15 protein-coding genes and 1 pseudogene are annotated in these 14,641 nt (G+C 39.5%); 7 read left to right on the forward strand and 9 right to left on the reverse strand.

Annotated features, from left to right (window positions below):
• Positions 1-318: 318 nt before the first annotated feature.
• Complete coding sequence (locus V7K36_RS10425) at positions 319-546, reverse strand: hypothetical protein (RefSeq protein WP_335115455.1); 228 nt, start codon at positions 544-546, stop codon at positions 319-321.
• Positions 547-552: 6 nt separating this feature from the next.
• On the opposite strand from V7K36_RS10425, the pseudogene V7K36_RS10430 reads away from it, so the two are divergent.
• Positions 553-681, forward strand: a pseudogene (locus V7K36_RS10430) (IS630 family transposase); the annotation flags it as partial.
• Between the two features lie 15 nt (positions 682-696).
• On the opposite strand, the gene V7K36_RS10435 reads toward V7K36_RS10430, so the two are convergent.
• The 4 genes from V7K36_RS10435 to V7K36_RS10450 all read right to left on the reverse strand — a co-directional run bounded on the left by V7K36_RS10435 (position 697) and on the right by V7K36_RS10450 (position 3,595).
• Entirely contained in the window at positions 697-888 is a 192-nt protein-coding gene (locus V7K36_RS10435; RefSeq protein ID WP_335115457.1) for a Fe-Mn family superoxide dismutase, read from the reverse strand.
• A complete protein-coding gene (locus V7K36_RS10440; RefSeq protein WP_442948455.1) occupies positions 881-1,273 on the reverse strand; it encodes a superoxide dismutase in 393 nt (130 codons plus the stop codon). Before V7K36_RS10440 ends, V7K36_RS10435 begins: the two co-directional genes overlap by 8 nt.
• A gap of 198 nt (positions 1,274-1,471) precedes the next feature.
• Positions 1,472-3,025 carry a YcjF family protein gene (locus tag V7K36_RS10445; RefSeq protein ID WP_335115459.1) on the reverse strand — a complete coding sequence of 518 codons (1,554 nt, stop codon included), beginning with the start codon at positions 3,023-3,025 and terminating at the stop codon, positions 1,472-1,474.
• 354 nt (positions 3,026-3,379) lie between these two features.
• Positions 3,380-3,595 carry a type II toxin-antitoxin system VapC family toxin gene (locus V7K36_RS10450; RefSeq protein WP_335115461.1) on the reverse strand — a complete coding sequence of 72 codons (216 nt, stop codon included), beginning with the start codon at positions 3,593-3,595 and terminating at the stop codon, positions 3,380-3,382.
• 227 nt (positions 3,596-3,822) lie between these two features.
• On the opposite strand from V7K36_RS10450, the gene V7K36_RS10455 reads away from it, so the two are divergent.
• Entirely contained in the window at positions 3,823-5,268 is a 1,446-nt protein-coding gene (locus V7K36_RS10455) for a hypothetical protein (protein ID WP_335115463.1), read from the forward strand.
• Between the two features lie 242 nt (positions 5,269-5,510).
• Here V7K36_RS10455 and V7K36_RS10460 read toward each other — a convergent pair whose 3' ends face one another.
• From V7K36_RS10460 to ahcY, 3 genes are all read right to left on the reverse strand, one after another.
• Positions 5,511-5,840, reverse strand: a complete 330-nt coding sequence (locus V7K36_RS10460; RefSeq protein ID WP_334832108.1) for a XisI protein — start codon at positions 5,838-5,840, stop codon at positions 5,511-5,513.
• Entirely contained in the window at positions 5,828-6,244 is a 417-nt protein-coding gene (locus tag V7K36_RS10465; protein WP_335115465.1) for a XisH family protein, read from the reverse strand. The genes V7K36_RS10460 and V7K36_RS10465 overlap by 13 nt, the downstream gene beginning before the upstream one ends.
• Before the next feature lie 162 nt (positions 6,245-6,406).
• Complete coding sequence (gene ahcY / locus V7K36_RS10470) at positions 6,407-7,684, reverse strand: adenosylhomocysteinase (RefSeq protein ID WP_334832104.1); 1,278 nt, start codon at positions 7,682-7,684, stop codon at positions 6,407-6,409.
• Positions 7,685-8,075: 391 nt separating this feature from the next.
• On the opposite strand from ahcY, the gene V7K36_RS10475 reads away from it, so the two are divergent.
• Positions 8,076-9,725 carry a mechanosensitive ion channel family protein gene (locus V7K36_RS10475; protein WP_335115467.1) on the forward strand — a complete coding sequence of 550 codons (1,650 nt, stop codon included), beginning with the start codon at positions 8,076-8,078 and terminating at the stop codon, positions 9,723-9,725.
• Positions 9,726-9,868: 143 nt separating this feature from the next.
• A complete protein-coding gene (locus V7K36_RS10480) occupies positions 9,869-10,297 on the forward strand; it encodes a (2Fe-2S) ferredoxin domain-containing protein (protein WP_335115469.1) in 429 nt (142 codons plus the stop codon).
• 482 nt (positions 10,298-10,779) lie between these two features.
• Here the strand turns inward: V7K36_RS10480 and V7K36_RS10485 are convergent, their stop codons facing one another.
• Complete coding sequence (locus V7K36_RS10485) at positions 10,780-11,316, reverse strand: nucleotidyltransferase family protein (RefSeq protein ID WP_335115471.1); 537 nt, start codon at positions 11,314-11,316, stop codon at positions 10,780-10,782.
• Positions 11,317-11,511: 195 nt separating this feature from the next.
• On the opposite strand from V7K36_RS10485, the gene V7K36_RS10490 reads away from it, so the two are divergent.
• The 3 genes from V7K36_RS10490 (at position 11,512) to cobO (ending at position 14,389) form a co-directional block, all read left to right on the forward strand.
• On the forward strand, positions 11,512-12,774 hold the full coding sequence (locus V7K36_RS10490) for a plasmid pRiA4b ORF-3 family protein (protein WP_335115473.1): 1,263 nt from the start codon (positions 11,512-11,514) through the stop codon (positions 12,772-12,774).
• Positions 12,775-12,861: 87 nt separating this feature from the next.
• A complete protein-coding gene (locus V7K36_RS10495; protein WP_335115475.1) occupies positions 12,862-13,317 on the forward strand; it encodes a GFA family protein in 456 nt (151 codons plus the stop codon).
• A gap of 394 nt (positions 13,318-13,711) precedes the next feature.
• Entirely contained in the window at positions 13,712-14,389 is a 678-nt protein-coding gene (gene cobO, locus V7K36_RS10500) for a cob(I)yrinic acid a,c-diamide adenosyltransferase (RefSeq protein WP_334832090.1), read from the forward strand.
• Positions 14,390-14,641 lie beyond the last annotated feature (252 nt).

Here is a 14,641-nt window from a genome sequence, read left to right on the forward strand (position 1 = left end):
GATGTGATTTTTCCAAACCGGATGGACTGTGTTCAGGTTTATTGGAGTGCTGGACATGATAAGTAAGGATAAGAATGTGTTGGGAAAGCCTAAAAATCTTGATTCTCTCAAGAACCGCGATCCTTAATATTTATTTAAGGGCATCAATACTTACAATTTACAATAATTGCGAATTTATATCAATAAATGGAAACTGCAATATCTATAACTACGCCGCCTTACTGACTCTTAAGAGCCTCTCACGGGCGAGTTTTTAACTCCCGCAACATATAAAACAAACACCTTCTTCCCCCTTACACCCCTACACCCTTGTGTTTCTTAGGAATCAATAGCTTGATCAAATACAGAAACACGATAAGCACAGCGGCGATCGCCACTTAAAATATGTTCGACTCGTTCAATGCTAACTGTAGAACCGAGTAACCTTGTGAAGACTTGTAATTCTGAACTGCACAATTGAGGACACTTTTGGGCAGCAGTACAAATTGAACAGTGATTTTCCACTAGTAGAAATTCATCCGGTGACTCCTCAATCACCTCTGCCATAAACCGTCTTTGGAACAAGAAACAATGGCTTGGCAGCAGCGCAGAAATGCTCAATTGTGAACAATCGATTGGCGTTTTACAACCGTTGATGCACGCATTAAGCTTAAACGACTCTATCCCTCATTTCAACCCTGACAGACTACTAGGTTTTTATGGCAAAGAAAGCCAAAGTGTTGGGGAGCCAGCACGGTTGTTCACCTCGTTCCAGTTAACTGTATTCCACCACTGTTTGAGATACTCTGGACGACGATTTTGATAGGAACCTATCCCACTAATAATATTTGTGCTACAAAGCTTAAGCTTATTGAGAACTGAAAACGAAAAATCAAGGTTTTCAAGCACATTTTACGAAAAGAAGTAGGGGTTTTTTGAATAGTGGGATAGGTTCATAGGTAAGGTAATAAGCGTGTTCCCAAACATCGTTGCACATAATAGGATAATGACCTTCAGACCAAGGACAATCTTGATTAGGTCTACTCATCACCTCCAATTTACCCCCTCCATTATTGCGAACTGCATTACGAACCTCTTCTGGCAAAGTGTTCAATTCACGAATCAATTCCTCTAGGCTTTTACTCTGTAAATCTGGATACGATGCCAGCGCAGCATTCAGGTTATTAACATAGCCACCATGATGAAAATCATGATGAATCTCCATTGTTCGTGCATCAATGTAGGGTTCTAAGGCATCTGTAGGATATGGCAGAGGTTCCAAATTGTATGGCATAAACTCTTTTTTCTCTCAATCATAGGTTTTGATAGAATAATCTATCAAAAGCTAAAAAGCTTACTTTATAAGCTTTTAGGCGATTTTCTAGATGCGTACTCCTACAAAGCGTTGCCGCAGGCTAGTACACTGTGGCGGAAGTTTGCCTATTTGACTTTTGACTTTTGACTTTTGACTTTTGACTTCCGCCTTGCGGTACTAGCCCTTAGCTTCCGTATCTTCCTCAACCACCTCAGATTTTTCTGTTAACGGCTTAACCACTCGCGCGATCGCTTCTTGAATAAAAGCCTTGATAAATTCATCTCTGCGATTAATTTGAAACTGTCGCTGTACAACTTCCGTCATCCCACCATCACCCCAATCTTGGTCATGACGAAAATATTCAATAAAACTTTTACCAGCAATTCGCGTTAAATAAGCTGCCGTTACGCCTTGAATTGCTCTACCAATAATAAAGGTGGCAACATTGAGTTGCAAAGCTGTAGATAATAATTCAATTGCTCCCTTAACAATGCCCAAACTAGCGATCGTTTTCGCTAAAGAAAGGGCTAATTCTCGTCCCCGTTCCATATTCAATTCACAGCCGTACACTCTGCCAATTTCTACAACCATTTGAGCATTGACAGCAGCTGTCGCCAATAAATCTACGACTGGTATAGGTGTGACTGATACTACACCAGCACCAATCCACTGAAACCGTTCTACGATTTTGTCAGCTTGACGGCGACGCTGGCCATCGATGAGTTTTCGCGCTTCGTCTCCCAATCGCAGAGATTGCAAAAGAATGTTATCCGCCACCAAATCTTCGCCCTCAGCCCGTAAAACAGTAGCGGTGCGCCGCAGCAAAGGGATAATATCCGGTTCCGGCTGAAAAGTTTCGCCAGTTTCGAGTTGTGCAGATTGGGGATTAGCAGCGATCGCCACCACATCATTAGTAGCAATAAATCCCCGTACCCGTTGACGCAATCTAGCGAGGATGGCTTCTTTATCTTCATATGTATATAAATCAGTTTTGTTAAGCACCAAAAGCGATCGCTTACCAATTTCTGCTAACCCCCGCAGTGGCTCATATTCTGAGCGCCGTAAATCATTATCCACCACAAACAACAGTAAATCTGCTTCTGTTGCCAGTTCTCGCGCCATTTGTTCCCGTTCTGTTCCCGCCACCCCTGCTTCTAAAATTCCTGGCGTATCTGTAATTAAAATCTTGCGTTCTAATCCCTTCAATCGCAGACAGTAAGTTTCTCCAACTTGGGTTGTACCCATCGGTGCATCCACTTGACCAACCATGCGTCCCATAATCGCATTAACTAGGGAAGTTTTGCCAGCACTCCCGGTACCAAATACCACTACTTGAATCTCACGCCGCGCTAGGTTCGCTTCAATCTCCCGCGATTTACTTAATAAAGCCTGACGTGCTACTTCATCTTGAATTTGTCCTACCTGTTGGCGCACAGCCAACAGAGTTGTAGAAGCAGCGTCAGATTTGCCAGCAGGAATTTGTACCGCAGTCATTCGCTTGGGATTGCGGCGCGATCGCTTTTCCCCAGATTGAATCACCAATACATAATAAACGAAAGCGGCAACCAAGGCTCCGATGAGGACAATCAGCAGCAACAGCAGCAAATTGCCTAGCAACGGCGAATAGGACAATTGCCAATAGAGGCGCGATAGGGAATCAATTAACCATAGGGCTAGCCCCAAAATGACGATCAGACCAACAATCAGCGTTACTATGCGTGACAGAGGCATGGTTGGGAAAGATTAGTGGGTATTCAGTAGGTAGATGCTTCTAATCTTAATAGTTTCAGTGTTTTTTACCAGAGTGCTAGGAAGGTGCTTTTGAGCTTCTGAGCTTGAAACTTAAGCCTTTGAGTCCATCATAATTATAAAACTGAGTTGGAGCGATCGCTTCTAGCAATAACTACAAGAACTACATTTACAACTTTTAGAGAAAAATCAAAATCATCGATTAAGTGAATCAGATAGATTATTGTTGCGATCGCTGAGAGTGAGTGCTGATTATTTAATGTTGAAAAAAGCCTATGCTTATGCACTTTTAAAATGGAAAGGCTATTCTATTCCCGATTTTGAGCAGTTATTATCCTAACATAAAACACTGACCGAGTAGGGAGGAATTGCCAGATGTACAGTTACAATTGTTAAATTATGTTGTAAAGCTTGACAAATCAACATTCTATCAAAAGGCTCACGATGTAATAATGGCAAATTCAAGAGTTGAGCAACACTTTCTTCATCTAGGGTAAGACTACTGATTAGATGCTGCTGACGCTGTTTGGGAAGGTAGATTTCAGATGACAATATTACGTATTTTTACTATAGGACTCATATTTGATTTTTGAACAAAATTAGGTATTGTAGGGTGTGTTAGAACGAAGTTCGTAACGCACCATTATCAAGGGTTTGGTGCCGTACTCTCCTTGCTAACACACCTACGTATCTTTTCAGAAATCAAACCGGATTCCTATATTGTAATATAAATTTAATCCTAGTACCTTTAAAAATCAAGTATACAACTAGATAAAAAAATGGCTGAAGATAATACAGAAATTATATTAATACCAACAAAGATTACATCATCTCAAATTGAAAATTCTATTACAGCATTGGATAAGCCATACATTGATTTGCTAAATTATCTTGGACTACCAACGGATAATATTTTCTCATCTGTTGATGAAAGGAGAAAAGCGATATTTGCACTGTACGGTGCTTTAGAGACTCTTACAATAGAAGAAAAAAGCAAAGCCACATATTTATCAAAATTTGTAGCATCAATCATTAACGGCTTATTTGATGGTGCTTTAGCTTTCCTATGGGATGAAACTATCAGGGCATTAAATAGATTAATAATTGGTTATGATTTACAATATTTTTATGATGTGGCAGGAAGCATATCTTCAAAATATAAAGGTTTACTTTCAGAAGAAGAACTTGAAGCTATATCTGCTCATGACTTACTAGAAATATTTAAAAGAATAGGGTTAATTAATAATATTAACTTTAAAAGATTAGAGAATGTTAATTATTTCAGAAATCATGCTAGTTCTGCACATCCAAATGATACTGAACTTACTGGAACAGAAATGATTCTTTTCTTAGAATATTGTTTGAAATATGTAATAAATGCAAAACCAGATTATTCTGTAGTTAGCTTAAAACAACTGAGAGATAATATAAGAAAAAATGTAATAAATGCCGATGATTTTTCTATCATTGGTAATGAGTTTTCTAAACAACCTCAAGTCAGAAAAGATGATTTTCTCCTATCTATTTTTGGAAAATATTGTGATAATAAACAAGAGCAGTTTGTTAGAGTTAACATAGAAAAACTAATTCCTCATGTCTGGAATAATGCAACGGATGAAGCTAAATATCGTATAGGTTCTAAATTTGGATTATACAGAAAAAATGTTGATACATTTAGAAGAGAAGCAACTGAAAGAATTTTAGAATTAGTCGATGGTCTTCGGTATAAAGACGAAGATAGTTTAGCAGCAGAGCTTATTGATAAACTACAAAATTTGAGGACAGTTCATTTTGAATATAATAACTTTTATAATGAATATCCTCATGCTAAATCTATATCAGTTTCGATCCCAACAACCGGTATACCAAAATCAGTTAGAAGTTTATTTGTCAAAATTATTTGTATTTGTTATTGCGGAAATGGCAAAGGCTATAAAGATGGTATTGATGAGAGAGCATTAACTTACTACGAAAAATTTATTGAAGGTTTTAAAATAGAAGAGATTAAAGAATATATTAAACTCTTTAGTGATAATAAATTTGTATTTGATCTAGAGATGTCAAAAGCTGATCTCCGCATGAAGAAACTAGCGAATTCTCTTAGAGATAAAACAACGGATGTTCTCATAAATAAGGCACTATACATAATTTCTAGTTTTCCTAAAAGTAAGTTGCCTAAAATTTCTCTAGATTCTTCTTATCAAGAAGCTATTAAGTACATTTAAAGTCTTGGCAACTACGGCTATGTTAGATATATTTCTAGTATTGGCTAGTATCATGCGGGGAGTACTATAAAGTTTCCGTAAAGCACTTTCTTCTCTTCTTTGCGTCTTTGTGCGAAATAAAACAAGGGATAAGCCCAAAAGCCTATCCCCACAGAAAATTAACTAATCAATGTATCAAGTTCCCGAAGTCAAAAAGTTGATCTACTCAACTTTCAACTTCTGTCGGCTAAAATGCAAAAAATTTAAACAGATGCAAAACCAGTAAACTGCCGGACAGAAGGCGATCTAAAACCCAAAACAATATCTGTTTTTGGCACTCCTAACTCTACTAATTCATTAGCTACCCCTTCCTCAGTCAAATCACGCTGAATCCAGATTTTGCCATCTTTAATATCTACATGAACAACACAACCATAAGCCCGTTTTTCATCTTCCCATCCTACATAAACTACTAGATAGCGATTTCTTTCACAATCAAAAATTAACTCCTTTTCTGTTCCTTCAGATAAATGATTTTCTATATGTCTTCCTAAAACAGTTTGAACTAATTCTGAGTAATTTATTCCTTCCATAAAACAATCTCCTGTTTAATAGTTTCAAATATTAACAACTTTAATTTATATTCAAAAATTACTTCTTGAATAAACGGGATTAGAAAAAACTCTGTATATATTTCAGAACTAATTGCTAGATATAAAATGCGGTCAGGTTCTTTTTTTCTTAAAACAGAACGGTAATTAAGTGTTTGTCCTAAAGCCGTATGAAATTCACTTATCTCTGATTTACCTAGAAAAGATTTGACTTCGACTGCTATCTTTTGCCCATCCTTTTCTGCTGCTAAAAGTCTTTCTGCACCTAAATCAATACGAAATTCGATACCATCTACTGTAATAGATAAAGGATCATGAGTAATAAACCAATTATCTTTTTCTAAGGCTAAACGAACTGCATTGTGAAAAAAATCTTTGGCTGACATAAAAATTTAAAATAATATATTTCATCATACCTGATTTTTGAAGTGACAATTCCTCCTTTTGCGCCTTTGCTCTTTAGCGTCTTGCTAAGAGCTATTGCGCGAAACACAAAAAAAGGGATAAGCCCAAAAGCCTATCCCCCCAAAAATCAATTAATCAATGTATCAAGTTCCAGTTGTCCAAGAATTGATGTACTCAATTTGATCTGGTGTTAGGCTATCAATCTTAATTCCAATCGCCTCCAACTTGAGTCGAGCAATTTCTTGATCCACATCAATAGGAATTGAGTGCAAACCAGGTTCTAACTTACCTTTATTCTTCACTAGGTATTCAACAGCTAAAGCTTGGTTGGCAAAGCTCATATCCATTACTGCACTGGGGTGTCCTTCAGCCGCAGCTAGGTTAATCAAACGTCCTTGTCCGAGAACGATAACTGATTTACCACTTTGCAGTTTGTACTCTTCGGTGAAGGGACGCACTTCCTTGATTTCCTTAGCTTGAGAAGCCAAGTATTTCAAGTCAAGTTCAATATCAAAGTGACCGGAGTTACAAACGATCGCACCGTCTTTCATTACATCGAAATGTTCAGCGCGAATTACGTGCTTGTTACCAGTAACTGTAACAAACAAGTCGCCAACTTTAGCAGCTTCTGCCATTGGTAAGACGCGGAAACCATCCATTACGGCTTCAATTGCCTTGATGGGGTCAATTTCGGTAACAATCACGTTACCACCCATACCACGGGCGCGGAGGGCTGTACCTTTACCACACCAGCCGTAACCAACTACGACAATGTTTTTACCAGCCAGCAGAATGTTTGTGGCGCGGATAATGCCGTCTAGAGTAGATTGTCCAGTACCATAGCGGTTATCAAAGAAGTGCTTGGTATCAGCATCGTTGACGTTCACTGCGGGGAAGGTGAGAACGCCATCTTTGAACATGGCCCGGAGGCGCACAATTCCTGTTGTAGTTTCTTCAGTGGTGCCAATCAAATCGGCAATTTGGTGTTGGCGCTCTTGGATTAATGTCGCAACCACATCGCTACCGTCATCAATGATGATGTTGGGGCGGTGATCTAGGGCGATTTGGACATGGCGGCTGTAAGTTGCGTTATCTTCGCCTTTTTGAGCAAAGACGGGAATTTCATGATCGACGACGAGGCTAGCAGCTACGTCATCTTGAGTTGACAAGGGATTGCTAGCAATTAAAAGCGCGTCTGCACCACCGGCTTTCAGAGCGATCGCCAAATGTGCTGTTTCTGTTGTAATGTGGGCGCAAGCTACAAGGCGTAAACCAGCGAAGGGTTTTTCTTGGGCAAAGCGATCGCGGATTTGCCGCAAAACTGGCATTTCGCGTCCAGCCCATTCAATACGCTGTCTTCCCAAGGCAGCTAGGCCGAGGTCTTTAACCTCGTGCTTTAATCGGGGAGAAGTTGCGGTCATCAAAAGTTTCCTCAAAAAATTAAAAAAGTTACGTAAAATTTACGCACTCTACTAGGTTATTCTACTACTGGCAATTTTTGCTGGTAATTAGCAAACTACTAGTCAATAGTCCTCAAAACTAGCTTGACGTTTGATCATCATAATGTCAACTTCATCTCCAGGTTCTTTCTTTTTGTTTTATCTTTGCTAAGAGTAAGACTTTTATCAGCCTTAGTTTCTGATTCTAAGTACATTGTCATCTGTCTCAAGATAGAGGATAACCAAAAAAACATCAAAATTTTATCATCTAAAGGAAAAAGTTCAACTTTAGATAGGTACATTTACCAAAATCAATTGCGGAGGATAGTTATATAAGTAGTCAATAGTAAATTTTACTCAAGGAGGTGTTTGAGTGCGCTTTCAATTTTTGGCGATCGCTAGTTCAATGGCCATAGCCGTTGTATCTGTGCCCAAAGCCACAGCCCAGATTCCTTTTTTACCGCAGCTGCAAGCTCCCACCAGTGTGAGTAATGATTCAAATAATCGAGTTGTTTCAGGCTGGATTTATTTAGATGGTCGTCGGTTATTTCAGATAGCAGCATCAAAAACCAACTTTCCTGAGCGTTCAGAAGACATTCAAAATAAGTTGGATAAAATTGGTCAAAATTACTTTCAGGCACCAGCAAAAACAGCAGTCAAGGTAGAAGTTCGGAAAGTAAACGAACTACCAGTAATTTATGTCAACGGCCAATATCTGATGACCATCACTTCTGAAGATGCTGGACTGCGACAGGTAGATATGTCAACATCGGCAAATCAAATCACCCAAAAGTTACAAGAAGACTTGCAACAAGCAAAGCAAGAAAGACAAACTCAATTTCTAATCAACCAAGGTAAAATTGCTGCGGGTATCGGCCTAGCAATGATTGTCATGAGTTGCGGAGTATATAGCTGGGAGCGGCGTGACAAAAAGGATTTAGTTGCCTCTCAACCCCCCATAAGTCCCCTAAACTCCCCAATTTCATCAGCAGTAGCAGCAGCTCAACCAATTACAACACAACTGAATCAACGGCAAACGCAGCATCTCCAAGAAGTCAAAAGACGATTGTTTCAGCTAACTCAAGCCGGAATTTGGGGAGGTGGAAGCTTCTTTATTTTGGGTCTATTTCCCTATACACGACCATTTCAGGTAGGAATTCTCACAGCCGCCCAATTTCCTTTGCGATTAGGTGTCGTGTTGCTGGGAACCTATGTGGCGATCCGTTTTACCTACGCCCTAATTGACCGCTTCACTACCACTCTGATCAGCAGTGGTGCTTTATTGACTCCAGAAAGTTCTGAACGTCTGCAACTACGAGTTTCCACATTTTCTGGCGTGACTAAAAGCATTGCTACTGGTATCTGGATAGGAGTAGGTTTCTTGCTAGCGCTGGTGTCATTGGGAATAGATATTGTTCCCTTGCTAGCGGGTGTCAGTTTAGTTGGTGTTGCGGTGTCTCTGGCTTCGCAAAACTTAATTAAAGATGCTATTAACGGTTTTTTGATCATTCTAGAAGACCAGTATGCTTTAGGCGATGTGATTAGTGTGGGAGACGTGGGAGGCTTAGTAGAAAATCTGAATCTGCGGATGACCCAACTGCGGGATTCGGAAGGGCGCTTGATCACGATTCCCAATAGTGAAATTAAAGTTGTTGCCAATCTTTCTAGTCGTTGGTCACGAGCCGATTTAACAATCCCGATCGCCTACCAAGCCGATACAGAAAAGGCTTTGAAGTTGATTGAAAGTATTGGTTTTCAGATGAATCAAGAAATACAATGGCAGCCTCAAATTTTGGAACCGCCGCAAGTTTTGGGAATAGATCAATTTGGCGATCGCGGTTTGATTATTCGGGTCTGGATTAAAACACAGCCTCTTAAACAATGGGATGTCGCGCGGGAGTTTCGCCGTCGCCTAAAAATTGCATTAGATCAAGCTGGAATTTCTATTTCTGTACCTCAACAAGCAATTTGGGTCAATGATGATCACTCGTTAAATTTTCAGGGGAATGGCAAAGCTAATTAGAAATGCTCTCTCAGCCTCATGTCCTCTTCAGTATACTTGGTTTTGCTTGCTCAATCTGATTTTTGTTGGAACTAGATGACCAAATAGAACAGACTAAAGGGGAAACTTATATTATTCTGTCAGAGAAATAGGTAGGGTCGTCCATGAAGAAACTGATCCGGTGGAGTAAGACATTGCTCCGACGTATCCTCAAGAGGTTTTCAGCCAATTCTCAGCAGACATCGCCCCAATATTCACCCTTGAGTTCTCGCCCATTAGACACATCTATTCCCAGTATTTCTCCCCGATGGGAGTCTGGTTTGCTGCTTGTGTGTTCACAATGTGTAAACGAGCAATCAGGCTCAACGGCTTCCGAAGACTTAGAGAATTGGTTGAAATCTCGTCTGAAATTTGAGGGATTATGGGGTGAATTTCGAGTTGTTAGCACCAGTTGTTTAGGGGTTTGTCCACGGATGGGCGTTACTGTCGTTCTTGTAAGTAATAGAAGTGGCGGTAGTAGTCCATGCTTAATTGTAAATCCCCACAGCGATCGCGAACTTCTCTACTCATATATCAAACAAAATCAAGGCTAACTTCAAAAGTTTGCTAACACTAAGATTAGGATATTTTATTCACTAAATTCTTGAATGCAAAACTGTGTTGTATATCGCATCAAATTTCGGTGAATTGAGAAAAAAAGGGGTGAATTCAAATATTCACCCCTTTCCTTTTGTTTCTTACCTTTTTCCCAGACCATATGGAAGGTAAAGGATACTTATCCAAACCGTATTAGCAGGGTAAGCTCATCTAATTTGGGATCATGAAAACTTGACAAATTAAACAAGATAAGCAGGTTATGATAAACGGATTGAAAAAGCACATCATCGCAGAGAAATTCGTGAAGTTTGGACTGTACCCATTAGTGCTATTGGTGAGCTTTATCAACCCAAAATCTGGGCTTTCCTTACAAAGCCTTGCTATGGTTATCCCCGTGCGTCATCTTTGGAATAAAACTACTCGCGAAGGGTTGAGACAAGGGGCTTAAGCCCCTTGTATTAAAATCTGACTGCATCCCTTACGCCAACCGCAGATAAGGACACTTTTGTAAAAACCCAGATGCCTTATTGTGGGCGTCTAGGTTATGAGTATGTGCTGGCGTAGGTCGAATAATGCCACCAAATAAGTCATCTAACCCGTAGGGAGTAAAAAATTGCCATTGACCTTGAACATCTAATCGAACTCCTACAGCAGTAGCCGTGTGCAGCCAATCTGTGATGGCATCCTCTGTACTAGTGTAGGGTCTGCTACCAAGACGCCAACGAGCAAAACTGGCTTGATTTTTTACATCAAACTGGTCATAAGGAAATTGTTCTGTGAGAGTCGCCTTTGCTGCTAGTTCTTGGGAACGATTCCCCTCTATATCAAAGAATGCAATATCAAAATCTTTAATACCTAACCCACAATTCTCACCAAAAATTGAATGCCAAACGGTGTTTCGGATTGCACCCCCGGCTAACCACCAGTTAGGTAGATTTAGTTGAGCGATCGCTCTTAATACTATATCAATACGTGTATCAGCTAAAATCATCTGTAGACGAGTGTTACTATTCATATCAAATTCCTGGGATTGTCAACTAGAAGGTGAAAATATTATCATTCACATTTCATTAAGCTTACGGTGTTGATAGTCCGACAGTGACACTTGGCAAGTCGATGTTTTTTAGAGTAACTGCTGAAGTCATAGTATAAAGAAAACAGGGTTTTACGGAAGGTTAAATTGTGAATTTAAAATTTAGAATTTTTATTTATGGAAGATTTATTTGCGCGGCTAGAACGCACACTCAATCCTGAACTGCCTTCCCTAACAGAGTCACAACAACAACTCCTACAAAAAGTCACTATTGATGAAAATCAACCCGGTACGATTGGGCATGACTTTCAAACTCTGATAGATTTATTACAACCAAATGGAGTGGAAGTTAGTAGTGTTAATAACCTTCTACCGCTAAAAGTACTATCAGAACTTAATTCTCAGTTAAGTCACCCAATTGAAACTAAACTCAAACGCCCCGTACAGAAATCATACCCCTACATTAATGGGCTATATCTGTTATTACGCAGTTCTGGGATAGCCCAAATCAGATCCCAAGGGAAGAAGCAAATTTTAATATTAGACGCAGCCACCTTAGAATCATGGTCAAATCTCAACCCGACAGAACGCTATTTCAACTTATTAGAAGCCTGGTTAATTTGGGGAAATAACGAAATTTTGGGTGAGCATCAAGACTCATTCGGCAATTTATTTAGATGCATTCAACTTTGGCCTCGCGTCCCAGATAAAGGTTTAACATTTCCTAAATATGAAGACCAACATGATATTAGTTATTACCCTGGTCTGCATAACGTTGCTTTGTTAGAGTTATTTGGATTGCTAGCTATTAAACATGGAAAACCACAAGCAGGCAAAGGATGGCGGATTACTGGTTTACAACGCTTGCCCTTTGGTGATGCTCTGTTGCAGTTACTATTTCCGTTGGGGATACGAGGAGAATTACAGAATGATGTAAATGTAACTTTTGGAAAATTGCAGTCACATTTTCAATTATTCTTTCCAGAATGGGAGCATAATCTACTTGTTCCCAAGCAAGGCTTCACTGATGGTATTTATATTTTTAAAGTGTCCATTTATCGGGCTTGGCGACGCATTGCCATACCAGCGAAAAAACCATTAGGCTGGCTAGCAGAGAAAATTCTCGATGCTTTTGACTTTGATTACGATCACCTGTACGAGTTTAGTTATAAAGACCGTTTTGGTCGCATAATAAAAATCGGTCATCCCTACATGGAAACACCCCCATTTGCAGACCAAGTACAGATTGGTGATTTGTCTCTAGAACCGGGTGCTAAAATGACCTATCTTTATGATTTTGGTGATAACTGGAAATTTGATGTCCAGTTAGAAGCAATTAATCCGCCTGATAATAAAATCAAAAAACCAAAGATTTTAGAAGTTCACGGAAATGCACCTCAACAGTATTGGAGTGAGGATGATGAATCGGATGAAGAATGAGAGAGAGAAAAAAGATAAAGAAGTATCTTCTTCCTCATCTTCCCCATCTCTCCCTTTAGAGGAACAAATTGTCAGGAGGCGAAACCTATGAGTTTTCCATATACTGGAGGTTGCCAATGTGGACAGATTCGTTATGAAATTCATGCCCAACCGTTAACCCTTTACCTATGCCACTGCAAAGAGTGTCAGAAACAATCCTCTAGTGCCTTTGGAATGTCTCTTACCGTACCACGAGATGCTGTTGTGATTGTTCAAGGAAAACCGAAGGCTTGGACTCGTAAAAATGATCGCGGACGTGAAGTAAATAACCTGTTCTGTGGCGACTGCGGAACGCGATTGTTCCATGAACGGACTTACAACTCAAATACTATCAATGTCAAAGCCGGAACCTTAGATGATACAAGTTGGTTACGCCCAGTGGGTAACATTTGGACACGCAGTGCCCAGTCATGGGTGATAATTTCAGACCAATTGCTCAACTATGACGGGCAACCAGAGGATACGCACCCTTTATGGGAAAAATGGAAACAACAACATCCTTAACAATTCAAAATTCAAAACTCAAAATTCAAAAATAAATGTATAACTCTCGATATCAAACATCATACTCCAAGACTTAAACCAACGCCCTCGGTTGCTACTCTAACTTATGACTGTACCAAAGGAGATAATAATAAATCTTTACTCGTAAAGTGCTTTAATGAACATATTAAATTATTTAAAACAGTAATAGTAAACTCAAATTATAAGTTAGGCTTGTATATCATATATATTTCCACACTTGTCTGCAAATCATTAATAAAGCTAACACACTATTAATATTTCCCATGAAAACTTTCTGGACATTTCCAATCAAGTTATTTAAGTGAAATTGGATAAGTAAGACTATTTTGGTTCATTTTCAACACTTTTAACAGTTATTTCTAAGACAAGCTTGATGCAAAACAATACACCACAAGAATTGAACCCAGACCAAGAAATTGGGCGCTTAATTGATGAGGTAATGTCTTCATCTCTGACTGATGAACAGTACCGCAAAAAGATGCAGCGACGCAAAGAAGTGCAAGACAAGCGCATAGCAGAAGCTGTACCAGAAAAAGGGTTAATTATTGTAAATACTGGTAACGGCAAGGGTAAAACCACTGCGGCTTTGGGGATGGTGTTACGATCGCTCGGTCACGGGTATAAAGTAGCGATCGTGCAATTCATCAAAGGTAGCTGGGAACCTTCAGAAAAAAGGGTTTTCAGCTATTGGGAAGACCAGATAGAATTTCACGCAATGGGCGAAGGCTTTACCTGGGAAACTCAAGATCGCGATCGCGATCTCGAAAAAGCTAGCGCCGCCTGGGAGAAATCATTAGAATACATCCGCAACCCAGACTTTCATCTGGTTTTGTTAGATGAAATCAATATCGCCCTCAAAATGGCTTACTTACCAGTAGAAGACGTTTTAGCGGGTTTGGCGCAAAAACCAGCTAACAAACACGTTATTCTCACAGGCAGAGGCGCACCGGCTGCTTTAATTGAGCGTGCTGACCTCGTAACCGAAATGACCTTAGTTAAGCACCCTTTCCGCGATCAAGGTGTGAAGGCGCAACCAGGAATTGAGTATTAAATCAACTTAAATGCTTATTAGCTTACTAATGAATAAGAATTAAATAACATACAATTTATGTCCCTGGCTTACCTCACCCTCAATCCCTCTCCTTATAAAGGAGAGGGAAGCTTGATACAGGATGAAGTTTTGCATTTTATTTAATCCACGTTCCTAAATAGGGGTTGCTGAAAAAGTAATAAAAAAGCAAGATCAGGATTGGTTAGTTATTCAAGCAAGCCCTAAATATAAGTTTTTGTTGTTTTTGATTAG

It is taken from the genome of Nostoc sp. (assembly GCF_036919555.1).
Taxonomy (GTDB): Bacteria; Cyanobacteriota; Cyanobacteriia; order Cyanobacteriales; family Nostocaceae; genus Nostoc.